Source organism: Chitinophaga sp. SVR4-12A, assembly GCF_056754765.1.
Genome location: NZ_JBPGWP010000001.1, coordinates 5069358 through 5091553 on the forward strand (window position 1 = coordinate 5069358; position 22196 = coordinate 5091553).

At 48.8% G+C, this 22196-nt stretch carries 20 protein-coding genes and 2 tRNA genes; 10 read left to right on the forward strand and 12 right to left on the reverse strand.

What is annotated here, in order from left to right; genetic code table 11:
• Positions 1-31: 31 nt before the first annotated feature.
• Positions 32-1678, reverse strand: coding sequence for a M28 family metallopeptidase (locus ACR9Y8_RS20610; protein WP_481215138.1), 1647 nt, complete (start codon positions 1676-1678; stop codon positions 32-34).
• A gap of 115 nt (positions 1679-1793) precedes the next feature.
• Here ACR9Y8_RS20610 and ACR9Y8_RS20615 point away from each other — a divergent pair.
• Positions 1794-1882: transfer RNA gene (locus tag ACR9Y8_RS20615), tRNA-Ser, on the forward strand.
• 26 nt (positions 1883-1908) lie between these two features.
• Positions 1909-1983, forward strand: a tRNA-Pro gene (locus ACR9Y8_RS20620).
• Between the two features lie 73 nt (positions 1984-2056).
• Here the strand turns inward: ACR9Y8_RS20620 and ACR9Y8_RS20625 are convergent.
• Complete coding sequence (locus ACR9Y8_RS20625) at positions 2057-2896, reverse strand: AraC family transcriptional regulator (RefSeq protein ID WP_481215139.1); 840 nt, start codon at positions 2894-2896, stop codon at positions 2057-2059.
• Between the two features lie 87 nt (positions 2897-2983).
• On the opposite strand from ACR9Y8_RS20625, the gene ACR9Y8_RS20630 reads away from it, so the two are divergent.
• Together ACR9Y8_RS20630 and ACR9Y8_RS20635 are read left to right on the forward strand one after the other, a co-directional pair.
• Positions 2984-3472, forward strand: a complete 489-nt coding sequence (locus ACR9Y8_RS20630) for a lipocalin-like domain-containing protein (RefSeq protein WP_481215140.1) — start codon at positions 2984-2986, stop codon at positions 3470-3472.
• Positions 3473-3564: 92 nt separating this feature from the next.
• Entirely contained in the window at positions 3565-5736 is a 2172-nt protein-coding gene (locus ACR9Y8_RS20635) for a glycosyl hydrolase family 18 protein (protein ID WP_481215141.1), read from the forward strand.
• A 55-nt stretch (positions 5737-5791) separates the two neighbouring features.
• Here ACR9Y8_RS20635 and ACR9Y8_RS20640 read toward each other — a convergent pair whose 3' ends face one another.
• From ACR9Y8_RS20640 to ACR9Y8_RS20660, 5 genes are all read right to left on the reverse strand, one after another.
• Positions 5792-6580: a LytR/AlgR family response regulator transcription factor gene (locus ACR9Y8_RS20640; protein WP_481215142.1), complete on the reverse strand. Its 789-nt coding sequence runs from the start codon at positions 6578-6580 to the stop codon at positions 5792-5794.
• Positions 6531-7571, reverse strand: a complete 1041-nt coding sequence (locus ACR9Y8_RS20645) for a sensor histidine kinase (RefSeq protein ID WP_481215143.1) — start codon at positions 7569-7571, stop codon at positions 6531-6533. The genes ACR9Y8_RS20640 and ACR9Y8_RS20645 overlap by 50 nt, the downstream gene beginning before the upstream one ends.
• Positions 7556-8200, reverse strand: a complete 645-nt coding sequence (locus ACR9Y8_RS20650; RefSeq protein ID WP_481215144.1) for a hypothetical protein — start codon at positions 8198-8200, stop codon at positions 7556-7558. The genes ACR9Y8_RS20645 and ACR9Y8_RS20650 overlap by 16 nt, the downstream gene beginning before the upstream one ends.
• Positions 8201-8297: 97 nt before the next feature.
• The gene (locus ACR9Y8_RS20655; protein WP_481215145.1) at positions 8298-8720 is read right to left on the reverse strand and encodes a response regulator; all 423 of its coding nucleotides are present in this window, start codon (positions 8718-8720) and stop codon (positions 8298-8300) included.
• 11 nt (positions 8721-8731) lie between these two features.
• On the reverse strand, positions 8732-9646 hold the full coding sequence (locus ACR9Y8_RS20660; RefSeq protein ID WP_481215146.1) for a LysR family transcriptional regulator: 915 nt from the start codon (positions 9644-9646) through the stop codon (positions 8732-8734).
• Positions 9647-9733: 87 nt separating this feature from the next.
• On the opposite strand from ACR9Y8_RS20660, the gene ACR9Y8_RS20665 reads away from it, so the two are divergent.
• Positions 9734-10591 carry an alpha/beta fold hydrolase gene (locus ACR9Y8_RS20665; RefSeq protein WP_481215147.1) on the forward strand — a complete coding sequence of 286 codons (858 nt, stop codon included), beginning with the start codon at positions 9734-9736 and terminating at the stop codon, positions 10589-10591.
• On the opposite strand, the gene ACR9Y8_RS20670 is transcribed toward ACR9Y8_RS20665, so the two are convergent.
• The 4 genes from ACR9Y8_RS20670 to ACR9Y8_RS20685 all read right to left on the reverse strand — a co-directional run bounded on the left by ACR9Y8_RS20670 (position 10574) and on the right by ACR9Y8_RS20685 (position 15283).
• Positions 10574-11812 (reverse strand): RNA polymerase sigma factor, encoded by a 1239-nt coding sequence (locus tag ACR9Y8_RS20670; protein ID WP_481215148.1) that lies wholly within the window; start codon positions 11810-11812, stop codon positions 10574-10576. The two genes, ACR9Y8_RS20665 and ACR9Y8_RS20670, sit on opposite strands and share 18 nt — an antisense overlap.
• A 61-nt stretch (positions 11813-11873) precedes the next feature.
• Positions 11874-12215 carry a YciI family protein gene (locus tag ACR9Y8_RS20675; RefSeq protein ID WP_481215149.1) on the reverse strand — a complete coding sequence of 114 codons (342 nt, stop codon included), beginning with the start codon at positions 12213-12215 and terminating at the stop codon, positions 11874-11876.
• A 118-nt stretch (positions 12216-12333) separates the two neighbouring features.
• Complete coding sequence (locus ACR9Y8_RS20680) at positions 12334-13656, reverse strand: alpha-L-fucosidase (protein WP_481215150.1); 1323 nt, start codon at positions 13654-13656, stop codon at positions 12334-12336.
• A gap of 394 nt (positions 13657-14050) precedes the next feature.
• Positions 14051-15283 (reverse strand): aminotransferase class V-fold PLP-dependent enzyme, encoded by a 1233-nt coding sequence (locus ACR9Y8_RS20685; protein ID WP_481215151.1) that lies wholly within the window; start codon positions 15281-15283, stop codon positions 14051-14053.
• 123 nt (positions 15284-15406) lie between these two features.
• Between ACR9Y8_RS20685 and ACR9Y8_RS20690 the strand changes: the two genes are divergently transcribed.
• The 4 genes from ACR9Y8_RS20690 (at position 15407) to ACR9Y8_RS20705 (ending at position 20777) form a co-directional block, all read left to right on the forward strand.
• Positions 15407-15865, forward strand: a complete 459-nt coding sequence (locus tag ACR9Y8_RS20690) for an Lrp/AsnC family transcriptional regulator (protein ID WP_481215152.1) — start codon at positions 15407-15409, stop codon at positions 15863-15865.
• A 92-nt stretch (positions 15866-15957) separates the two neighbouring features.
• Positions 15958-19197 carry a hypothetical protein gene (locus tag ACR9Y8_RS20695; protein WP_481215153.1) on the forward strand — a complete coding sequence of 1080 codons (3240 nt, stop codon included), beginning with the start codon at positions 15958-15960 and terminating at the stop codon, positions 19195-19197.
• 2 nt (positions 19198-19199) lie between these two features.
• Positions 19200-20057 carry an AraC family transcriptional regulator gene (locus ACR9Y8_RS20700; RefSeq protein ID WP_481215154.1) on the forward strand — a complete coding sequence of 286 codons (858 nt, stop codon included), beginning with the start codon at positions 19200-19202 and terminating at the stop codon, positions 20055-20057.
• Positions 20058-20126: 69 nt separating this feature from the next.
• The gene (locus tag ACR9Y8_RS20705; protein ID WP_481215155.1) at positions 20127-20777 is read left to right on the forward strand and encodes an HD domain-containing protein; all 651 of its coding nucleotides are present in this window, start codon (positions 20127-20129) and stop codon (positions 20775-20777) included.
• 133 nt (positions 20778-20910) lie between these two features.
• Here the strand turns inward: ACR9Y8_RS20705 and ACR9Y8_RS20710 are convergent, their stop codons facing one another.
• The gene (locus ACR9Y8_RS20710) at positions 20911-21276 is read right to left on the reverse strand and encodes an SWIB/MDM2 domain-containing protein (RefSeq protein WP_481215156.1); all 366 of its coding nucleotides are present in this window, start codon (positions 21274-21276) and stop codon (positions 20911-20913) included.
• A 366-nt stretch (positions 21277-21642) separates the two neighbouring features.
• Here ACR9Y8_RS20710 and ACR9Y8_RS20715 point away from each other — a divergent pair, with 366 nt between their 5' ends.
• Positions 21643-22164 carry a DinB family protein gene (locus ACR9Y8_RS20715; RefSeq protein ID WP_481215157.1) on the forward strand — a complete coding sequence of 174 codons (522 nt, stop codon included), beginning with the start codon at positions 21643-21645 and terminating at the stop codon, positions 22162-22164.
• The last annotated feature ends 32 nt before the right edge of the window (positions 22165-22196 follow it).

The following is a 22196-nucleotide window of genomic DNA, read 5'->3' on the forward strand; positions in this document are numbered from 1 at the left end:
GCCTCCCGCTTGAAGACTACTTTTTCGATTGTTATTTCTTTTCCCTTACGGCCTTAAATTCAGATCCCGTCTTCCACTTTGGAAAAGTGGTTTCATTGCTCAGGGTAAGCCCGATATCAAACAGCAGCTGGCTATCTTCTACCATACCGGAGAGTTCCCAGGTATTGTCAAACTGGTCGGATGGTGAGTGGTAGCGGTCGCGGCCATATTCTTCGATCTTCATTTTTGCATAGCCGGTATCATGTTCCAGTGATATGGTACCGCTGCCGGTGTACAGGGCGGGAATACCTACTTTGGCAAAATTAAAATGGTCTGAGCGGAAGAAATGACCGCCCGAAGGATTTTCTTCGGGGGATATGGTGCGTCCCTGTTTGGCGGCTGCACGTTCTGCATAATCGTCCAGTTCTGATTGTCCGCGGCCTACAATGGTGATATCCTTTGTTCTGCCATAGGTGTTCAGCACATCCATGTTGAGGTCTGCCACGGTGCTGTCAACCGGGTACACCGGGTGAGTGCCGTAGTATTCTGATCCCAGCAGGCCTTGTTCTTCGCCTGTAAGGGCAATGAACAGGATGGAGCGGCCCTGGTGATTTTTCAGTTTGGTAAAGGCAGCGGCAATCTCCAGCAGGGCAGCGGTGCCGGTAGCGTTATCTGCTGCGCCGTTATAAATGGAATCGCCTTTGATAGCTTCCCCGATACCCAGGTGGTCCCAGTGGGCGGAGTAGATAATGTATTCATTGGGCCTGGTGGCGCCGGGCCATACTGCCAGCACGTTATGGGAAGTGGATTTTTTGAGCTTGTTGTTGATCACTACAGATGCAGTAACCGGAAGGGGCACCGGTTTAAAGCCCCGTTTGTGCGCCTGTTGTAACAGCGTATCAGATACGCCTGCCAGCTGGAATAATTTTTTTGCGGCATCCAGGGTGATCCAGCTTTCCATGGCGGCGCGCGACATATCGTTGTCTTTGGTCTGCAGATAGAGCTTGGCGCCAGACCATCCGCTTCTTACTACTGCCCAGGGATAGCTGGCAGGAGCAGTATCGTGAATGATGATCACACCGGCTGCGCCCTGCCTGGCTGCTTCTTCGTATTTGTAGGTCCAGCGGCCATAGTAGGTCATGTTCTTTCCTTTGAAAAGGGTGGTGTCTGTAAAGCCGGGATCATTTACCATCACGAGCACGGTCTTGCCTTTTACATCAAGTCCGGCATAGTCGTTCCAGTTGTACTCCGGCGCTACAATGCCATAGCCCGCGAATACCAGTTCGCTGTTATTCAGGCGTACCTGTGGTGTGACGTGGCGGGTAGTGGCTACATAATCGTCCAGGTAGTTGAGGGAAAGCTTTCCGCTTTTCCCTTTGAATACCAGGGGACCGGCGGGTACTGAGTTGATCTCTACCATGGGTACTTCCTGCAGATAGCTGTCGCCGTTGCCGGGTTTAAGTCCCAGTTGTTTGAATTGCGCTTCCAGGTAGCGGATGGTTTTTTCCTCTCCGGCTGTAAAAGGCTTTCTGCCTTCCAGCGAATCGGCGGCCAGTACCTGCAGATGTCTGGTAAAGCTTTCCTGGGAAATGGTGTTAATGGCGGTGGAATCTTCGAGGGCTGCAGCATTTTTCCCTGGCCGGTTACAGGCGCCCAGGGCTATAGCAGCTATAGCAAGCAGTCGATAGCAGGTTTGCATGAAAGTGTTGTTTAGCTAATAAAAATAGATTTTCCAGGAGAGAAAGTCAAAAATCAGCAAATGCTTTTGGATAATTCTAAATAATTGCTATTTTTGCAGCCCCTTGCGAAAGGATGGTGAGGTGCCTGAGTGGCCGAAAGGAACGGTTTGCTAAACCGTCGTACGGGTAACACTGTACCGAGGGTTCGAATCCCTCCCTCACCGCAGAAACACCCGTTTCTACAAAGGTTCGGGGCGTAGCGTAGCCCGGTTATCGCGCCTGCTTTGGGAGCAGGAGGTCGCAAGTTCGAATCTTGCCGCCCCGACAGAAAAAAAGTTAGACCGCATCGTAATGATGCGGTTTTTTTTATGCTCAGTATCAGCGTCCCGATCTGAAAATTAGCTGTTTAGCTTCCGGTATGCCGTTGGATTCACGCCCTTATACTTTTTAAAGGCTCTGTTCAAATGGCTCTCATCAGTGAAATTAAATTCGTATGCAATTTCGTTGACCGTCATGTCGCTATGCAGCAGGCGGGCTTCTACCAAACGCAGTTTATAGTTCGATATGTAATGTTGTAAGGTCTCGCCGGTTTGTTTCTTGAAGTAACGGCCCAGGTAACTGAGCGATATACTGAATTGTTTGCTGAGTATTTCCGCCCGCAGCATTTTAGGCTCAAATATGTTTTCCTGTATGTAATGCAGTATTTCAAGTACCGCCTCTCCCGTATTTTCCTTGATATTTTTTGGCAGCTTCAATGCTATATTTCGCGCTACTACCGTGATGACGGTGTTTACTATCTGTGCTGTTATCCGGTTAAAGTATAGCTGGCGGTTGCGCTGCTCCTGTAAAATGCTTGCCACCAGGGATGCAATGAGCGGTTTGTCTGCCTTGTTCTTTAATATACAGCCCGGGCGGTGACTGGCGTTCTGAAGGATATACTCCACGCGCTGAATGGATTCCTTGTCCTTTGCAGGCTTCTCTTTTACATATTGTTCATTGAAGCGCAGAAAAAAGAAGGTAGTAGCAGTAGTGATGTCAAATGAATAAGCGTCCTGTGGTGTCAGCAGGAATAAGTTTCCCTTGCGGTAGTTAAACCGGTTTTTATTGACCGTTTGTGTCCCGCTACCCTCCATTACATAGATGAGCTCAAAGAAATTATTCCGTTTCATGGAAGTAGGGAAACGCTGTAATTCCTTGCACTCAATTTCAAAGGGCTGGTATAAATTCTCTTTTCCCATTGTTATAAAAGTACAGAATTAGTGAAAAAATGTACAGGGATTGCCTGGCTGTCCCTGTATAATTTTACCCTGTCAAAAAACTACACAATGAGAAAGACAATCCTGTTTATTGCAGCCATCGTATCATTTCAGTGCGCAAAAGCGCAAAGCTCCCGTCAGGATCTGACAGGGGTATGGTCACTGGTGTCGGTGGAGAACCTTGACCGTGAAGGCGGTAAAACATTCCCTTACGGAGAAAAGCCGCAGGGGATGCTTGTTTTTACATCCGGCGGAGATTATGCCATCCAGATCCTGAAGGCAGCGAGGCCCAAAGTAGCCGCAAATGACAAGAACAAAGCAACACCGGAAGAAAATGCGGCGTTGGTGCAGGGTAATAACTCGCACTTCGGCAGCTTTTCAGTGGATGAGCAGCAGCACATCATCAGATTTAACATTGAGCATGCTTTTTATCCTAATTGGGAAGGAACCGTGCAGGAGCGCAGCTATACGCTTGAGCATGATATGCTGCGATATGTTGTCACACAAACAACTAATGGCGGCAGTATAACCGCCGTGGTGATCTGGCGGCGGAAATAATAGAAAAATCTTCGCGGGGGAAATAGTACCAAACCTCTTTTTACACGACACCTGTATCGTGAAAACCTTTATCCCTTAAAAAACCATATGCAATGAGAACAAACCAATGGATAAGAACGGGCCTGCTCGCCTGCGCGTTTCTTATCACCTCACTATTTTCCTCCGCACAATTTAAAGTAGTAGGGTATATGCCCTCCTGGTCTGGTGATGTGAATGCAATACAGTACAGCAAATTGACGCACATCAATTATGCCTTCCTGTTGCCCACGACTACCGGCGGCTTTCAGGCGATTGAAAATCCTTCCAAGCTGCAGAACCTTGTTTCCCGGGCGCATGCCAGCGGCGTAAAAGTACTGATCGCAGTAGGCGGATGGAACGATGGCAACGACGGCGGTTTTGAATCTACTGCCGCTAACGCGAGCTATCGGAATGCTTTTGTAACAAATATCATGAGCTTTGTGAACCAGTATGGTCTGGACGGCGTGGACATAGACTGGGAATATCCTGACCAGGGCGCTTCGGCCAACAACTATGCAGCGCTGATGACCCAGCTGGCCGGTGCTCTACATGCCCAGGGCAAACTGTTAACAGCTGCTGTAGTAGGCATTAACGGGGAGAGCATCCTCGCCTCCGTATTCTCACAGGTGGACTTCCTGAACCTGATGGCCTATGACTTTAATAATTTCGACCACTCAACCTACAACTATGCTTCCCAATCTCTCTCTTACTGGAAAGGAAGGGGCTTACCCGCTTCCAAGGCGGTATTGGGTGTGCCTTTTTACGGCCGTCCCAGCTGGGAAAGCTTTGCAACCCTGGTGGGAAGGGGTGCAGATCCTTATGCGGATACCTACCAGGGCGTGGGCTATAATGGCATTACCACCATCAAGAACAAGACTAACCTGGCCTGGAACCAGGGCGGCGGTATCATGATGTGGGAATTGTCACAGGATGCGGTAGGTACCTACTCGCTGCTCTCTGCTATTCATGAACAAAAGCTTGCCAACGGCGGCAATGGCGGCAACCAGTCGCCCAGCGTAAGCATCACCTCTCCGGCCAATAACGCTGCTTTTACGCCGCCTGCTACGGTTAATATTACCGCCAGCGCATCAGATGCAGACGGCTCTATTGCCAGGGTGGAATTCTATAACGGCGGCACTAAATTAGGGGAAGATAATTCAAGCCCTTATTCCTATTCCTGGACAAATGTAGCCGCAGGTACTTACAACCTCACGGCAAGGGCTATCGATAACGCGAACGCCAGTACTACATCCGCTACGGTAACCATTACAGTAGGCACCTCCGGCGGCGGCGGTTGTGATGGTATCGCTGCGTGGGCTGCGTCTGCTGTTTACACGCAAGGGATGCAGGTAGTATACAACAGCAAAGTATACAGCGCTAAATGGTGGACACAGAACGAGCAGCCTGATACCCATGCCGGAGACGGCCAGGTATGGGCTTATGTACGTGATTGTAATGGTGGTGGCGGTGGTAACAATGCGCCTGCAGTGAGCATCACTTCCCCGGCTAATAATGCCAGCTATTCAGCGCCCGCCAGTATCAGCATCCAGGCAAATGCCACAGATAGCGATGGTTCCATTGCGAAGGTAGAGTTCTTTAATGGCGGCGCCAAGCTGGGTGAAACTACCAGCGCACCTTACAGCTTTACCTGGGCGAATGTAGCTGCAGGTACATATACGCTTACCGCAAAAGCTACGGATAATGCCAACGGCGCTACTACCTCTGCTGCTGTAACAGTAGTAGTGAATGGCGGTGGTAGCGGCGGCAACTGCGCCGGTGTAGCCACTTACCAACCTTATCCCAGCATCTATAGCAGAGGAGACCGTGTAGTGTATAACGGTGTATTGTACGAAAGCCAGTCTGACGCATTGTACAACGTTACGCCCGGCACTGCCGACTGGTGGTGGAAACCGCTGGGCGCCTGCGGGACAGCTGCAAGAATAGCCACCACTGCTGCCAGTGTAGAACAGGCGGCCACTGTACAAACGCTGAAGGTATATCCGAACCCTGTTAGCGGTTCAAGCGTACAGCTAGAGGTGAAAGCAGCTGCTGCTGAAAAGATCTATGTTGATATCTGGGGGGTGAACGGCACCAGTCCTGTATTACATAAAGAATATGTTGCCGGCGCCAAGGGCCAGCAATATATCAGCATTGATATCAGTCATCTGCCTCCTGGCACCTGGATCATCAAAACCAGTAATGCTGCCGGTACACAGAAAGGCAGCGCCAAGATCATACGCATGTAGCATCAATAGTAGATACACAGGGCTGACCCGCAAGGGCAGCCCTTTTTTTTATTATTTAAAAGCCATCACCGGGTATGGATAATAACTTCATTTTAATGAGGTCAGAGTAAGAGTAAGCGCTCTTTAATTTTGAGCCTTTAGTATCATTCATTAGCAGCACAAAGGTGCCTTTAAAGTATTTATGGATCTCCCGGATCTTCAGCTTATTTACGATCAAACCCCGGTGTATCCGTACAAATTCAGGCGGGAGGCGGTTTTCAAGATAGTTCAGCGGGTACTCAATGATGTGCTCCTGGTCCCTGGTGTGTACGTTTACATATTTGTCTTTCGCTTCGAAGAAGACAATATCGGCTACATGCAGCAGATAGATCTTATTGCGTGTTTTTACAGGTATCGTGCTGATCGTGCTTTCGGTGTTTTTATCGGCCAGCAGCCGTTTTATTTTCTCCAGTATCTCCGCCCCGCCTGATCTGTTTTGCATGATCCTTTGTATCGTCAGCGCCAGGCGTTCTTCATCCACCGGTTTCAGCAGATAGTCAAGAGAGTTTTTCTCAAAGGCTTTGATCGCATATTCTTCATAAGCAGTTACAAAAACGATCAGTGGTGTATATGATAAGTGGTTCAGCACTTCAAAGCCATTGAAGGCGGGCATGCGGATATCCAGGAAGACGAGATCCGGCCGGTGGTTGTTCATGAATGCGATGGCAGCTGCACCGTCCCTGGCTTCCCCGATAATATTGATCTGGGGATAGTGCTGCAACGCTTTCCTTAGGCGGTGTATCGCCATCTCTTCATCATCCACCAGCAGGGTGGTGATTTCCTCCGGGTATAGCAAGCCTGACATATTTCTGTGGAATATTGTTCAACTCTATTTTAAAATCATCTGCATACAGCAGCTTCAGTTTGTTTATCACCATTTGGAGCCCCAGCCCCGAACCGGGTTGGTCCGGGAACGCAGGACCCGAATCGGCCACCGTGATCAGGATCTCCCTTTTATGCAGTTTGATCTTTACATCGATAAACCCTTCGGCGGCGCTGCTTTCTATGCCATGCTTTACCGCATTCTCTACAATAGGCTGTAATATGAATGATGGTATTTCCAGGTGTAATGCTTTGGGATCGGCATCTATCGTATAGGTCATCCGCTGGCCATAGCGTATCTGCTGCATGTGCAGGTAGGTGGTGATAATTTCCAGCTCTTCGTTGACGGTATGAAAGCTAACGCTGTTCTTATTTAAGGTGAAGCGGAAGAACTTGGATAACAACATCACCAGCTCTTCTGCTTTCTGCGGATCTTTCGAAATAAGGCCGGCAATGGTGTTGTGCATATTGTACAAAAAATGCGGGTTGATCTTTGCCCGCAGCAGCTCCAGCTCAAAAGCGGTTTGCTGTTGCTCCAGCTGTAATACGCGGTACTGCTGGCTGAGTATCCTGCTGTTGAGCGTACTTTTCCATTCTTCGCTGATATAGAAGGGGATGCCTATCACCAGCACTACGAGTATATTCAGTATGTAAATGCTGCCACCATTGAAAGCCTGGTATTTTTCTCCGGGCAGCAGCAGTGATTGCAGGAAGAAGGTGATCTCTGATCCCAACAACGCCGCCGCCACCAGTAAGCCGATCATGATGATCACCTTCACGCTTTGCTGCCGGCTTACCAGGGTAAAATAATGTCGTTGATAGATGGCCAGCATCATCAGGGAACCAATGCAGCAGCTGGATAGCACATTCATCAGTATACGTGCCGGCCGGTGGTCGAAGGTAAAATAGAAATAGCTGCCAAAGGCGAAGCCTATGATAATGCAGAGCAAGAAGATTTTTATGACCGGGCGCATATCAGCCTGTTTCTGATCCTGATAAAGGTAACAATAATGCAGATGATACCAATCAGCGAGGGCAGGAACTGGCTGTAAGGCTTGTACTGCGGCAGCACCGTTCCGCTGAAGGCGGAAGTAATGGCGCTGAAGGCGCTGATCATTTTATAAACATGTTCGTATAGCACAGCATTTTGCAGAAAAGAGACCGGCATGGCCCACTTAAGCAGATCATACGTACTAACAAGGAACAGTGCGCCTAATGTTGAATAAATGATCACCGGCGACCAATAGAGCCCGGCGGCCTGTATATAATACAGGTAGTAAAGCGCTGACCCTGTGACTATCACCGGGGCCAGGTAATCTATCCCTTCCGGCCTTCGCCCTTTCAGGCGTAGTGCCCTGATGCCGCTGAAGCAGTTATAGGCGCTTAGCAGGGTGATCACCAGTAGAAAATTATTACGCCTGAAAATAAAGATGCCTATAAGGCCGGTGAGAATAACAATGATGATCATCCGCGTAAAATACCTTCCAAATTGGATGTGCAGCTTTCCTCCCTTGGTAACAGAAAGGGCGGTGAGCCCGGTAAGCAGGGCGATGCTGCCTGCCAGCACGTGGATAATAATGTTGATGTGATGAATGAGCTCCATTTGCGCTAAGGTTAAGTACACGCAAATTGCCCATTATAGGGCCGGGGGAGAAGTTAAATCCGGCAAATGGGGATATTTTCCGCTGAAATGGGAAAGGCTATACAGTGTTGGGGTGGCTGCAAACGCGCCAGTAGTCCAATATCATCTTGATGATCTGTTTCATTTCTTCAAATTTGTTGCTCTTCTGGAAGAAGCCCTGAACGGTCATCTTCATATAAGCTTCATTGACGGTATCCTGGTTAACGGATGTTGAATAAAAGACGAAGGGAATACTTTTTTTACGCAGATGATCATCGCTATCTATTTGTTTTTTAAATTCAAGGCCACTCCGCCTTGGGAGATTGACGTCGCTAAAAATAATAAAGGGAGAGTCTGTCGTTATTTTTAAATAATTCCAGGCATCATCGCAGTTGTTAAACCAGATGATCTTGTTGGGAAATTGCAGCTCCCCAAGCGCCGTCTCAAAAATTTCTTTATCATCAATATCATCTTCAACAACAATAATAGGTCCTGATCTCATATTGTGCGGGTTTAATCAGATAAAGAAATATGCTCTTTCCTCAGCTTTTTTCGTAACAGCTCTATGAACTGTACCTGTGCTTTGCCAGCTTTTTTATAGCTAATAGCGTACCATTTGCGTTTTAAAGCTTTACCCGGTAAGGGGAGCGCGATCACCTTGCGTTGATCCAGGTATGGCTGTGCCATCCAGGCAGGCATGATGGTAAATCCCAGGTCGGCAGCTACCATTTCTATCAGGCCTTCGGTGAGCTGCATTTTGACAATGCTGTTGAGCCGGATATTGTTAGGCTTGATAAAGCCATTGATGGCAGTACTGTTCTGCTCGTCCATATCATAAATGAAAAGGTCAGCCCCGTTGAATGTACCGGCTGTCAAGCGGTTCAGCCCGGCGTAGTGGCTATCCGGCGCTACAATCAGCAGGAATTCATCTTCAAAAAGCAGGTCCCTTTTGTAGACGGCAGGCAGCACAGGTTTTATGTCCGTGATCGCAATGTCCAGCTTCCCATTTTCCAGGAAGGCCAGTGGGTTCTGGGTGGCTTCCATAACAATATTCACCGTTGCGGAGGGGTGCTGCTTCCGGAACAATTTCACTACTGCAGGCAGCCAGTGATAGGAAGTATAGCAACTGGTGCTGATCCTGATCCTTTCCTTCCTGTCGGCTTTTATACCGGCTAATGTTCTTTCCAGCTCTGCAAATTCGGATAGGATCTTTTCTCCATGCCGGAGGATAGCCGTCCCTGCTTCTGTTAAGTGCAGCTTCTTGCTGCGCCTGGAAAATACCTGCATGCCGATATTGTTCTCCATCTCTCTTAGCATATGACTTAAGGTAGACTGGGTAAGGAACATCTTCTGTGTGGCATTTGACATGGAGCCTTCATCTACTATGTGTTTTACGAGGCGCAAATGCTGCAGTTCTACATTTTTCATCTATTGATAATTTAGATCGATCTGGTAATATTAATTCATTTTTAAGATATATCAGGGTGCCTTTACTTTGCAGGAAAATCAAACAGTATGGATATGCAACACGGTATGGCCGATATAGAACCTGGATTGCGCCTGCACTATGTTAGCGCAGGAGCAGGGCAACGCACCATTGTGCTGCTGCATGGTTTCCCGCAAACCTGGTGGGAATGGCGGGATATTATCCCTGAGCTGGTGAAGGCTGGTTTCCGGGTAGTAGCGCCTGACTATCGTGGCGCAGGACATTCATTCCGGCCGCAGGATGGTTATGATAAGCGCACGATAGCGGGCGATATTCAAAAGTTGTTACGTAATCATTTAGGTGTTGATGGCCCGGTGATCATGATAGGACATGATATTGGCCTGATGGTAGCCTACGCTTATGCGCAGGCTTACCGGGAAGAAGTGTCTCACCTGGTAGTAGTGGATGCACCTTTGCCCGGCACGGCGGTATTTGATCGGCTCCGCAGTGATCCGAGGGTATGGCATTTTGCATTCCATGGTGTGCGCGATTTGCCTGAGATGCTCGTGGCGGATCGTGAACGGCAATACCTGCAGTCTTTTTTTAATTTCAGGATCTTTAATGTTGGCGCCATCAGCGAAGCAGACCTGGATCTTTATACATCCGCCTATGCTGCTCCGGGGGCTATGCGCGCCGGTTTTGAGCTGTACCGCGCTTTTGACCAGGATATCATTGATAACCGTGAAGCCCTGCAGCGTAATGGAAAGCTGCGTATCCCTGTATTGGCTGTAGGTGGCGCTACCAGCACCAGCGGACCAATAGTAGAAGAAATGATGCGGGAAGTAGCGGATGATGTTACTGGCCTCCGCGTTCCGCAGACAGCGCACTGGATACCGGAAGAAAATCCTGTTGCTTTCTTATCCGGTCTGCTATCCTTCCTGGACTAACCGCGCGATCTTCCGCTGTATCATTTGCCTGTCTGCATTTGTTTTCGCGATGCTGACAGCCTGCAGGTAATGATCTATTGCTTTTTCATTATCAATGCCGGTATATAATTCTCCCAGCAATGTATAGTAGTAGTGATTACTGGTAAGCTCCAGCTTTTCTGCTGCTGCGATGGCTTCGTGTTTGCCATTTGCTTTGGAAAGGGCATAGGTTCTGTTCAGGGCGGCAATGGGAGAGTAGGCTATTTGTAACAGGAGATTGTACAGCTGCAGGATGTTTTCCCACTTTTCTTTTGTATCGGCTTTTTGGGTATCCCAATACGCGATGGTGGCTTCCAGGTGATATTTGGACAATTTGTTCCCATGGGATGCCTGGTGAAGAAAGTAAGCGCCTCTGGCGATCAGATCATCGTTCCAGCGGGTTTCGTCCTGGTCATCATATAACACCGGTTCGCCATTCCTGTCTTTCCTGGCTTCAAAACGGGAGGAGTGAAAGCACATGAGCGCCAGCAGGGCGTTTACATCCGGCAGGTTCGTCTTTTCATTGTCAATAAGGAGGTAGGTCAGGCGCATAGCTTCCAGGCAGAGATCTTCCCGTAAAACGGCATCCTGGCTTTCGGAATAATAGCCTTCGTTAAAGAGCAGGTATAAAGTAGTGAGCACGGTCTTTAAACGCTTACTGATCTCGGCTTCGCCGGGAAATGCAATGATCACATTTTCTGTTCTCAGTTTTTCTTTTGCCCTGAAAAGGCGTTTGTTAATGGTTTCCTTACTGCAGAGAAAAGCATTCGCTATTTCCTCAATACCAAAGCCGCAGAGGATACGGAGCGCCAGCGCTATCTGCGCTTCCGGAGGGATAGCCGGATGGCAGATGGCAAAAAGCATCTGTAGCTGGCTGTCGGTAATGTTCTGGTCTGAAAGATCAATATCAGGTTCTTCTTTTCCGGGGGCAGATTGCTTTACCTGCAGCGCGATCTTTTCTGCAAACAGCTGGTTGCGCTGAAGGTAGTTCAGCGCTTTGTTCCGGGCAACGGAGTAAAGCCATGCGCCTGGGTTGGGTGGAATGGATTTGTAGGTCCATGTTTCAAGTGCGGCCAGGAAGGTTTCACTGGCAATGTCTTCGGCTGCCTGTATGTTTGCTATACCAAAGGCTTTACAGAGCACGGATGTGATCTTTCTGAACTCCGTTCTGAACAGGTGCGGTATTAATTCGGGTTGTTCCATATAAGAGGAAAGTCCTTGTGCTCCCGGTAAAGATACCGGGAATACAAGGACTTTTAAAGCGTTAGTGCCTGGTATGCCTTCTTACTTCCACGCTGTTGCCTTCACCCTGCAGAACGGGGCAGCCCTTTGCAAATTCAACCGCTTCGTCTACAGAATCCGCTTTTACAATAATGTATCCGCCGAGCGTTTCCTTTATTTCACCGAAGGGCCCGTTGGTAACAACGTTATTGTGCCATACCACTTTGGCGTCGTCGAAGGGAAGGCCATTGCCTTCAACAAATTTGTTCTGGGCGGCAATACCACCGATCCAGTCCATTGTCTGTTTCATCCAGATCTGTATCTGTTCAGGCGAGGCTATCTTTGTGCCATCCTGGTGCCTGAAGATCAACATAAATTCATCCATTTTTTTAGGTTTTTAGTGTTATTGAATACCCGGGTTTATAATTCAATAACAAATGAGATGTATCAAATAGGACGATAATGACGGGGGAAAACAGAAAATTTTTTTGTTCATACGTATGTTACTCCCTGGGAGAGGCTTTATAAAAACCGATCTCAGCCAGTTCTACCGGTAATTTAGCCTGGATGGCGGTGTATCGCACTTTCTGAGTGCTTACCGGTTTCACCTTCAGCAGGCGTTTATAGCCAATGGTGCTAAGCTGGGAGATAAGCTGCCATTGCTGTCCGTCCCAGTATTCCAGCTTGCCAGCCACCTGGCGCTGGCCATCGGCAATATTTTCCTGCAGCCATACGCGGTCAAACTGCACCGGCTGGGAAAAAGAGATCTCTTTTGAGGCGCCTTCGTTAATAGTGACGAAAGAAGCCAGGTTCTTATCAGTAAGTTGGGATGGTGCAGCGCCTTTGGCCAGGTTGGTACTAAAAGTTTCTTCCCGGATGCTTTTGAAATCCATCAGGCTTTGACGGTCAGCATCAGAGATCACCCCGTAGCGGTTAGGCGGTACATTGAGCAGCAGTACGCTGTTGCGGCCTACAGACTGGTAATAGATATTCATCAGCTCTTTACCGGATTTGATCTGCGCATCCTGTGCGGGATTGTAGAACCATCCCGGGCGGATAGATACGTCTGTTTCTGAAGCCATCCATTTCTCGCCGAGTGCATCGCCTGTATTCAGGTAAGCGGGTTTGGCTTTACCCGGCAGCATGGTGCCCACGCTGATGGTAGACCAGGAGGTTTCTGAGGCATTGCCGCGCTCATTGCCTACCCAGCGTACGTCAGGGCCTATATCAGAGAAAATAACGGCGTTGGGTTGCAGCTCACGTACAATTTTGAAATAGCCCTGCCAGTCGTAATCCATAGGTTTGGCATTCGGGCCTTTATAGCCGTCAAACCATACTTCTGCCACAGGGCCGTAGTTGGAAAGCAGCTCCCGCAGCTGGTTCTTGTAAAAATCGTTATAGGCAGGGGTGCCGTAGGTAGGCTCATGGCCGTCCCAGGGGGAGAGATAGAGGCCAAGGCCCATACCGTATTCTTTACAGGCGTCTGCCATTTCGCGTACCAGGTCACGATTGCCGTTGCGCTCACCGCTGCTGGCAATGGTGTTATCGGTATACTTGCTGGGCCAGAGACAAAAGCCGGCATGATGTTTTGCCGTGAACACCACGATCCTGAACCCCGCTTCCTTCATGGTTCGTACAATCTGTTTGGCGTCAAAATAAGCGTTCTTGAAAGCGGCAGGGTTGTTGGCGCCGAAATGCACAAAGCCGTTGATTTCTGTTTGCTGCCAGGCCAGCTGATTTTTAGTGGGCACAGGCAGTTTGCTTTGCGCGGGTAAGGTATATGAGGCGCATAAGGCAATTCCGAATAATACGATCTTGTTAAGCATATCTACCAGGCGCATTTTTTATGCCGGAACAAGTTAAAGAATTTACAAAAACCCGTCTGCCGAATTAAACTACTGGAAATGGTAAGGCCCGCCCTCACAGCGGGTTTTACCGTTCGGATAGCGGTAAGAAAATACTTGTTCTAGTAACTACCGGCCTGCAGTAATTGGGAGATTAATTGCTTAAGCTTATCCAAAGTAGCATTGGTGCCCGAAAAAGCTTGCGCAAATATATTTATGATAGTATTTTAACAAAAAGGCGGGGGAGTAAGGAAACAGCAAGGATAAAGCAAGGATACTGCAAGGATAGTGTAAGGATAAGGCAGGGAAAATAGTATTAAAAAAGAGGCCGTCCGCCGGCTGGCGGACCGCCTCCTGGAAAGCGGAAGGAGAGGGGTTAAATAAGCTGTTTCAATGCATCCAGGAATGTATCCATTTCTTCCATCGTATTGTAATAGTGAGGAGAGGCGCGTATGGCCCATTCCACCTGCTTTTCATCGAAATCTATCACGGCAAAGCCACGGTAGCTGGGCACTACATTGATCTTTCTTTGCAGCAGCCCATCGGCCAGGTAGCCAGGATCGCTGCCTTTTACGGTAAAGGTGACCAGGCCGCCGGTTTCAGGGCCCCTGTCCAATACCCTTACCTTATCCATCCCCGAAAGCTGCTGCCGCAGATAGCCGGAGAGCAGTTTTACCTGCTGCCATACCCGGTCGGCGCCTATCTCCAGGAAGTATTCAATGGCGGCGCGGGTGCCCAGTACAAGGGCATAGGCAAATTCCCAGTCTTCAAAGCGCATAGCGTCTTCCCGGGGTTTATACACGTCTTTTTCCACCCACTCAGCTCCGCGCATGTCAATGAACAGTGGCTCCAGGCCGGATTGCAGGGCTTTGTCTGACACATACAACAGGCCCGTACCCCTGGGACCTCTCAGGAACTTGCGGTTGGTGGCGCTCAGGAAATCGCATTTCAATGCCTGTACGTCCAGGGGCATCTGCCCGATAGACTGGCAGGCATCCAGTATATACCAGGTTTTATCGCCATGCTGCTGTTCATAAGCGCCGTAGATCTTCGCTATCTGCTGTACGGGTTGTACCAGGCCGGAGTTGGTAGGAATATGGGTGATGGCCAGCAGCCTGGGTTGCAGCCGGTGCAGTTTTCGCTCCAGGTCATCCAGGTCAACCCCTCCTTCCGGCGCATTTTGGATCCGCTCTATCCGGATGCCGAAACGTTTCCGGAGGGACAGGAACTGGATCTGGTTGGAGATAAAGTCGTCATTATCCGTGAGGATAATGTCGCCAGACGCAAAAGGAATGGAAGATAATGCCCGTGTATACGAATCCGTGGCGCTGGAAGTAAAGGCGATATTGGCGCCCTTGCAGTTCAGCAGTTTTCCAGCCTCTACATAAAATTCCCGGATAGCGGCTGCACGTAAGGCAGCTGCTTCATAGCCCCCTATCTCCGATTCCAGCCGGATATGATCGAGCACGGCGCGGCTTACCACATCGGGCATCAGCCCTGACCCCGCATTGTTAAGATGGATGACATTGGCACATCCGGTTGTTTCCTTCCTGAACCGGGCTATTTCTCCGGATGAAAAAGCAGCGCGAACCTGGTCTGTTATACTCATGGCGTTTTAATGTTGTGAATGATGCGTTAAAATTACGTTTAGCCGCCTGCAGGATTCCTGCAATGAGGACAAAGCGGCGACTTTTTTAGGTATTTTTGGAGCTTAAAACGCATAAAAACTGCAATGAAACCAGACGAGTTTGATAAGCAGCTACTTAGGTTGCTGCAGCAGAACAACCGGCTGACTGCCGATGAACTGGCCGAGGCAGTTAATTTAAGCGCTTCTGCCGTGCAAAGAAGGCTGAAAAAGCTGCGGGACGAAAAGATCATTGAGGCGGATGTGTCTATTGTTTCACCCGCTGTTGCGGGGATCGGCATCACCTGTATTGTAGACGTAATCATGGAAAGAGGCGGCTCGGCGGAACTGGATAAGTTCAAGGCTGCTATGCATACATGCACGGAAGTAATGCAATGCTATTATGTTACCGGCACCTACGATTTTGTCATGATTGTAAACGCGCAGGACATGCAGCAGTATGAGGCCTTTACCAAAAAGCATCTCATGGATAACCCGAATGTAAAGCATTTCTACACCCATGTGGTGATGGATAAAGTAAAAGTAGGGTACAGCGTCGCTATCTGAGCCTTATAGTACGACGAACTGCCTGCTACAATCTGTATAATGATAAAGTGTTTATTCAAATATCGCGTAATTTTGCACCGCAATCATAACCTATGGAACTTGGCATAAAGAAGAAGCTGATCCGTTTCCTACTCATACCTGTTATTGGCCTTATTGTATTGGTTGGTATAGCGGCGATTATATTATATTCCCAGCAGCAACGCCTGGTAAAACTGGCAGTTAAAGAAGTGAACAAACAGCTGCAGGGTGAAGTAGTGGTAGGAGGCAGCAGCATCTCCCTCTTCCAGAGTTTTCCCTACATCTCTATCGGTTTAGACCATGTACAGTTTTATGCCAGCAAACGAAAAGCCCTCCGGCCAATATATGAGGCAGAACGGATGTATGTTGGCTTCAGCCTGCCTGATATTTTGCAACAGCGTTACCGGGTAAAGGTGATCGTGCTGAAGAACGGGCATCTTGATATCGTGCAGGATAAACAGGGACGGCTCAATATCGTGGAAGCCAGCAAGATGACCGCCGATACGGTGGCTACTGCAGATACTACTTCCACAGCGCTGGACCTGGATGTGAAGAAAGTGATATTGAAAAACCTCGATGTTACTTACCTGGATAAACAAAGTGGCCATCGTGTTGCTGCGCATATAGAACGGATAAAATCCGCTTTCAGCGTAGACAGCCTGTTGATCAAGGCCAACCTGGATGGCAAAATGATCGTGGATTATACCGGCCCGTCTGATACCTCCCTGTTCCGTCATAAACGCGTGGAAACTAATATTGAGTTGTCTTACCACAAGCCTACGCAGCTGGTTAAGCTGCCGGTGGGCAAGCTGAAACTGGAAGATGCTGTCTTTAAGGTTAGCGGAACGGCAGACCTGCTGCACGACAATATGGTGGACTTCACCATTGCAGGAGATAAACCGGATTTCAAGCAGCTGTTCTCTTTTGCCCCGCCCGCAGTGGCTAAAGAGCTAAATCATTTCAAATATGATGGTTACTTAAGCTTTAACGGCAAAGTAAAAGGTAAGCTCAAAGGAAATGAAATGCCATTGATAGAGCTGTCTTTTGCCTGCAGCAAGGCCTGGATGCATAATACGGAAACAGACAAGCGGGTAGATTCCCTTGCCTTTAGCGGGTATTACACCAACGGCGCCGGACGCTCCCTGAAAACATCCGAGCTGCGTGTACTGAACATGCTGCTACGTCCGCAGGACAAGGGCATCTTCAAAGGTAATTTTGTACTGCGGGATTTTACCGATCCTAAGGTGCTGATGCAGGTGGATTCTGAGCTGGAATTGGGATTCATAGGCGCTTTCCTGGGCATTAAAGATCTGCAGCGTATCACCGGTGATATCGCTCTGAAAATGGATTTTAAGGAGCTGGTAGATCTCAGCATGCCCGAACAGTCCATGCGCAAGCTGAAACAGGGCATACAGAGTGAGCTGACGGTACGTAATCTTACTTTCCGTGTTCCTTCCTATCCGCATATTGTAAGAGACCTGGATCTGCACGCTTATATGAAAGATGGGTTCGTGAAACTGGATTCACTGTCCTTCAAATTCGGCAACTCTGATTTTCGGCTGGATGGTTCGATCAGTGATCTGCCGGCTATCTTCCATCAAACGCAAAAGCCCGTGCTGGTAACGCTGAACGCCAGCAGCAATAAAATGCTGCTGAAGGATCTTTTTGCATATGATACCGCTAAGAGCAGAAGAGCAAGTGAAGAGATCTATGGGTTTAACCTGGGTGTATCACTGGAAACATCGGTGAATGAGCTGCGGCATCCGCAACCGCTGCCTAAAGGCAAATTCACGATAGAAAAGCTGAATGCTTCGTTCAAGCGCTACCCGCATGCATTTCGCGACTTTGGCGCAGAACTGACGATTGCTGATACCACCCTGCGGCTCAAAAATTTCACCGGCAAGATAGACAGCAGCGATATCCGCTTTAGTGGCCGCGTTAACAACTATGCGCTCTGGTTTAATAAGGTGATGAGGGGCCGTACAAATGTGGCGTTCGATTTCAAATCACAGCGGCTGGCCATGCGCGATCTGCTGGGGCGCTACAGCCGCAAATACGTGCCTAAGGATTACCACGAAGAGGTTGGCTCCAACATCTGGCTGCGTTCCAAAATAGAGTTGCGTTATGATTCCGTGTTCCGCTTCGCGAATGTCAAGATCGCCAATATTTCAGGGGAGCTGCAGCAGCATGCTTTCAAGCTGGACAGCATCAAAGGGAACGTTAAATTCAGCGCGAATAAATTCATTAAGATAGATACGCTGACAGGTAAGATCGGGCGTAGTGATTTTGATATCAACATGCGTTTGTATGCTGGTCCGGATACCATCAAAAGAAAGAAGGAAAATTACCTGGTGTTCAAGTCCCGCTTCCTGGATGTAGACCAGCTGACCGGCTACAAGCTCACTGCCGCAGAAGAAGCAGCGCCGGCGCTGCCCTCCAATGTAGCCACGGTGCAACATGCGGTAGCTAAGACATCGGCCCATGCTAATGCCTTCAATATCTTCCAGATACCCTTCATCGACTTCAAGGCGTCTGTGAATATCGGTAGAATAAAGTACCGCCGTTTATGGATAAAAGAAGTTTCCTCCAACATTCGTATGCAGGCCGACCAGCACCTGTACCTGGATACATTGATGCTGGCCGTGGCGGAAGGAAAGATCCGTGCACGCGGGCATTTTAACGGCAGCAACCCGGAGAAGATTTACTTAACCAGCAGGATCAACGTGGAAGATGTGAATATAGAAAAGATGATGCTGAAGCTGGATTACCTGGGGCAGGATTATGTGATCAATAAGAATATTAAAGGCAGGCTAAGCGGCACTGTCAGGACCTATGTGCAGGTGCATCCTGATCTTACGCCGCTCCTGGATCATTCCAAAGCTTCGCTGGACGTCACCATCTGTAACGGGGTACTGGTGAACTTTGCGCCCATGCAGGCGATGTCTTCCTACTTCAAGGACAAAAACCTGAAAATGGTGCGCTTCGATACCCTGCGTAATAAGCTGACCTTTAAAGACGGCGCGCTGACCATCCCCAATATGAATATTAATTCCTCCCTGGGCTTTATGGAGATTTCCGGAAAGCAGGCGCTCAATATGCAAATGGAATATTATTTGCGGATTCCAATGAAGATGGTGACATCGGTAGGCTTCCGCATGCTGTTCGGTAAAAAGCAGGAGGAAGTAGACCAGGACCAGGTAGATGCCATCGAGGTGCGTGATAAGGATAAAAAAGTACGATTCATGAACATCAAGATCACCGGCACGCCGGATGATTACAAAATAGGCCTGGGAAAGGCCAGGAAGAGTACCTGATAATGACAGAGGCAAAAGAGATACAGGAACTGGGGATAGACCCGCTGCTGAGGGATTCTTTCAGCATAGAGCGGTTAGAGGAACGGCGCTTTACCGCGCAGCCGTACAGGCCGGACCATAACCAGGTGCTTTTTGTAAAAGAAGGCGGCGGTACTGTGATCATAGACGGGCAAAGCATTTCATTTTCTGCCAACAGCTTATTGCTGGTATCGAAAGGCCAGGTATACCTGTTTGGTAAAAATTCCGTAACGGGATACCTGCTGCAGTTCGGGGATTGCTTCTGGGAAAGAACGCCCGCCAGCGCTAATAACTGCAAGGCGGTATTGTTCGATAACGGCATGGTGGAGCGGCGCTTCCCCCTGCATGCTGCCGACCAACAGGCCCTGGAACCTCTCTTTGATACCGCCTTACAGGAATTTTCAGGGCCGGATTATGCCAATAAGCCGGATGTGCTGGCCGCCTACCTGAAGATCATCATCATCAAGATCGCCAATATCTATGCGCTGCTGCAGGAAGATACCGCCAGCTATGACAATAAACTGTACCAGGATTTTATCACACTGGTACGGGAGGAATGCAGCCAGGTACATGATGTAGCCAGTTTTGCACGTAAGCTGGGCGTTTCTTCCCGAAAGCTGTCTGAAATATCCCGGCGTTTTGGTAATGGGGCCAAAGAGGTCATCAACGGGCAGCTGATCGCAGAAGCCAAGCGCTTATTACAATTCAGTTCGCAGTCTGTAAAGGAGATCTCCGGCAACCTGCACTTCGCCACGCCCTACCAGTTCAGCAATTTCTTCAAAAAATACACCCACTTATCTCCCATAGAATACCGCCGGCAGTTTGTAAAAATTGGTATCTGATCCGCCGCTTTTCGCATTTTCCCGCGCAGCATACTGTCTTAGTTTTGTGTACACAAAAACACAAATGATATGTCAGTAATCGTACCAGCCGCTGTAGCAGGGATCAAAATCCCCGACAGCAAGATAGCAAAGGAAGCTACCGAATTATTATTGGATCACGGCAATACTTTTTTATACAATCATTCCCTGCGCGTTTTCCTCTTCGCGTCTCTGAATGGCCAAAGGGAGCAAAAGCAATATGATCCCGAGCTGCTGTATGTAAGCGCAGTATTTCATGACCTGGGGCTTACGCCGCATTACAGTAGCCCGGACAAACGTTTTGAGGTAGACGGCGCCAATGCCGCCAGGGATTTCCTGAAGGGGCATGGTTTACCGGCAGCCTCGCTGCAGCTGGTGTGGGATACCATCGCCCTGCATACTACCATCGGTATTGCCGAATACAAGGAAGCGGAGGTAGCATTGATGTACTCCGGCGTAGGACTGGATGTAATGGGCGAAGGTTATGAGCACCTTTCTGCTGCTCAGCGTGAAGAGATCATCACTGCTTTTCCCAGAACAGATTTTAAGAAGAAGATCATCCCCGCCTTCTTTGAAGGGTTCAAACACAAGACGGATACTACTTTTGGAAATATCAAGGCCGATGTATGTGCTTTTATGATCCCGAATTTTGAGCGTAAGAACTTCTGCGACTGTATCCTGCATTCACCCTGGAACGAGTAAGGGTGGGGGCGTATCAAGCCCCTGTCTATAAAAGAAGCCAACAACAGAAAAAGGCTGCTGGTATTCACCAGGCCTCCTCCGGCTGCCGGCAACTATTATGACAAGTGGTATGAAGCAATGCGGATGCTATTGCCTAGCTCACATGGTTACTTACTACTTTGGCTAATTCAAACATGGAGATCTGGTTTTTGCCACCAAAAACCGTCTTTAGTTTCGCGTCGGCATTGATCATCCTTTTGTTTGTTGTATCCTGCAGGCCGTTTGCCTTGATGTAGTCCCATATCTTCTTAATGATCTCTGTTCTTGGCGCAGGTTTGCTGCCAATAACACTGGCTAATTCAGCACTTGGAGTAACAGGGGCGGACAGGCCTGCATTGGTTTTACCGGCTGCCTTCTTAGCCGCTGCTTTTTTAGGAGCAGCAGGTTTTGCTGCTTTCTTAGCGGCTGCCTTCTTAGCTGGTGTTACTGCCTTCGTAGCTTTTTTTGCTGTTTTTGCCATAGCATTTTTGATTTAAACGTTAATTAATCAGACGATGACCGGCTGCAGATCTTTTAATGCCGGTCAGCTTTCAAGGTTAAGAAATGAGAGTAATCCTGATTTAAATTCCCTGGAAAGGAATGTAGCTGAAATTATGCCAAATAATTGTTTATCCTTTAGGGATATTAGATATTATGTATAATTATTATGCATGTTTGGGAAAATGTGCTTGTTCTTATTACAATACATAACCGGGTTAATAAGCAATTTGTTCATTCAGTAAAAATTTAAAGGGGCAACTTATCCTGCTGACATAGGGCTGTCACTTCCCCTGCGTTGCTTTGTTATCAGAAACAACATTCCTGATAACCTTAAACCTGTTCAATCATGTCAAATGATCTTTCTTCCGCCACATTAGCCGGACAAGCCATTGTTGTCACCCCAGCTGCATTCCTGCGGCACTGGCAAAGCCACCGGCAGCTGACCCGCCGTGTTATTGAGGCTTTCCCGGAGAACGAGCTCTTCCAGTTCTCTGTAGGCGGGATGCGGCCATTCTCCGAACTGGCGCTGGAGCTGATAAAGATAGCGCCGGCGGGCATGCAGGGCTTAGCAACAGGTGTCTGGCAGCAGGCCGGTGACCTCTTTAACGATAACGCGGCCGCCAAACCATCAACAAAAGCGGAGCTATTGACTCGCTGGGACGAGGTGACCGAACAGATCAATATGCTCTGGCCGCAGGTTGCTCCGGAGCGCTGGCAGGAGACAGACCTGGCCTTCGGCATGTATGAAGGGCCTATGTATTCCCAGGTCTTTTACTGGGTAGATAATGAGATACACCACCGCGGACAGGGGTACGTTTACCTGCGTGCCCTGGGCATTGAACCGCCGCCATTCTGGGACAGACATTAAAATGCAAAAGGGGGCTGACGAATGTCGGCCCT

Excerpts from the sequence above, each read along its gene's own strand:
- ACR9Y8_RS20675 (WP_481215149.1), bottom strand. The coding sequence starts at position 12,215 with ATGGATGAATTTATGTTGATCTTCAGGCACCAGGATGGCACAAAGATA.
- ACR9Y8_RS20700 (WP_481215154.1), top strand. The coding sequence starts at position 19,200 with ATGACAGAGGCAAAAGAGATACAGGAACTGGGGATAGACCCGCTGCTG.
- ACR9Y8_RS20640 (WP_481215142.1), bottom strand. The coding sequence starts at position 6,580 with ATGTCAGGCTTGCTATACCCGGAGGAAATCACCACCCTGCTGGTGGAT.
- ACR9Y8_RS20610 (WP_481215138.1), bottom strand. The coding sequence starts at position 1,678 with ATGCAAACCTGCTATCGACTGCTTGCTATAGCTGCTATAGCCCTGGGC.
- ACR9Y8_RS20715 (WP_481215157.1), top strand. The coding sequence starts at position 21,643 with ATGTCAAATGATCTTTCTTCCGCCACATTAGCCGGACAAGCCATTGTT.
- ACR9Y8_RS20650 (WP_481215144.1), bottom strand. The coding sequence starts at position 8,200 with ATGGAGCTCATTCATCACATCAACATTATTATCCACGTGCTGGCAGGC.
- ACR9Y8_RS20635 (WP_481215141.1), top strand. The coding sequence starts at position 3,565 with ATGAGAACAAACCAATGGATAAGAACGGGCCTGCTCGCCTGCGCGTTT.
- ACR9Y8_RS20645 (WP_481215143.1), bottom strand. The coding sequence starts at position 7,571 with ATGCGCCCGGTCATAAAAATCTTCTTGCTCTGCATTATCATAGGCTTC.
- ACR9Y8_RS20625 (WP_481215139.1), bottom strand. The coding sequence starts at position 2,896 with ATGGGAAAAGAGAATTTATACCAGCCCTTTGAAATTGAGTGCAAGGAA.
- ACR9Y8_RS20655 (WP_481215145.1), bottom strand. The coding sequence starts at position 8,720 with ATGAGATCAGGACCTATTATTGTTGTTGAAGATGATATTGATGATAAA.
- ACR9Y8_RS20670 (WP_481215148.1), bottom strand. The coding sequence starts at position 11,812 with ATGGAACAACCCGAATTAATACCGCACCTGTTCAGAACGGAGTTCAGA.
- ACR9Y8_RS20665 (WP_481215147.1), top strand. The coding sequence starts at position 9,734 with ATGGATATGCAACACGGTATGGCCGATATAGAACCTGGATTGCGCCTG.
- ACR9Y8_RS20705 (WP_481215155.1), top strand. The coding sequence starts at position 20,127 with ATGTCAGTAATCGTACCAGCCGCTGTAGCAGGGATCAAAATCCCCGAC.
- ACR9Y8_RS20710 (WP_481215156.1), bottom strand. The coding sequence starts at position 21,276 with ATGGCAAAAACAGCAAAAAAAGCTACGAAGGCAGTAACACCAGCTAAG.
- ACR9Y8_RS20695 (WP_481215153.1), top strand. The coding sequence starts at position 15,958 with ATGGAACTTGGCATAAAGAAGAAGCTGATCCGTTTCCTACTCATACCT.
- ACR9Y8_RS20690 (WP_481215152.1), top strand. The coding sequence starts at position 15,407 with ATGAAACCAGACGAGTTTGATAAGCAGCTACTTAGGTTGCTGCAGCAG.
- ACR9Y8_RS20630 (WP_481215140.1), top strand. The coding sequence starts at position 2,984 with ATGAGAAAGACAATCCTGTTTATTGCAGCCATCGTATCATTTCAGTGC.
- ACR9Y8_RS20680 (WP_481215150.1), bottom strand. The coding sequence starts at position 13,656 with ATGCTTAACAAGATCGTATTATTCGGAATTGCCTTATGCGCCTCATAT.
- ACR9Y8_RS20685 (WP_481215151.1), bottom strand. The coding sequence starts at position 15,283 with ATGAGTATAACAGACCAGGTTCGCGCTGCTTTTTCATCCGGAGAAATA.
- ACR9Y8_RS20660 (WP_481215146.1), bottom strand. The coding sequence starts at position 9,646 with ATGAAAAATGTAGAACTGCAGCATTTGCGCCTCGTAAAACACATAGTA.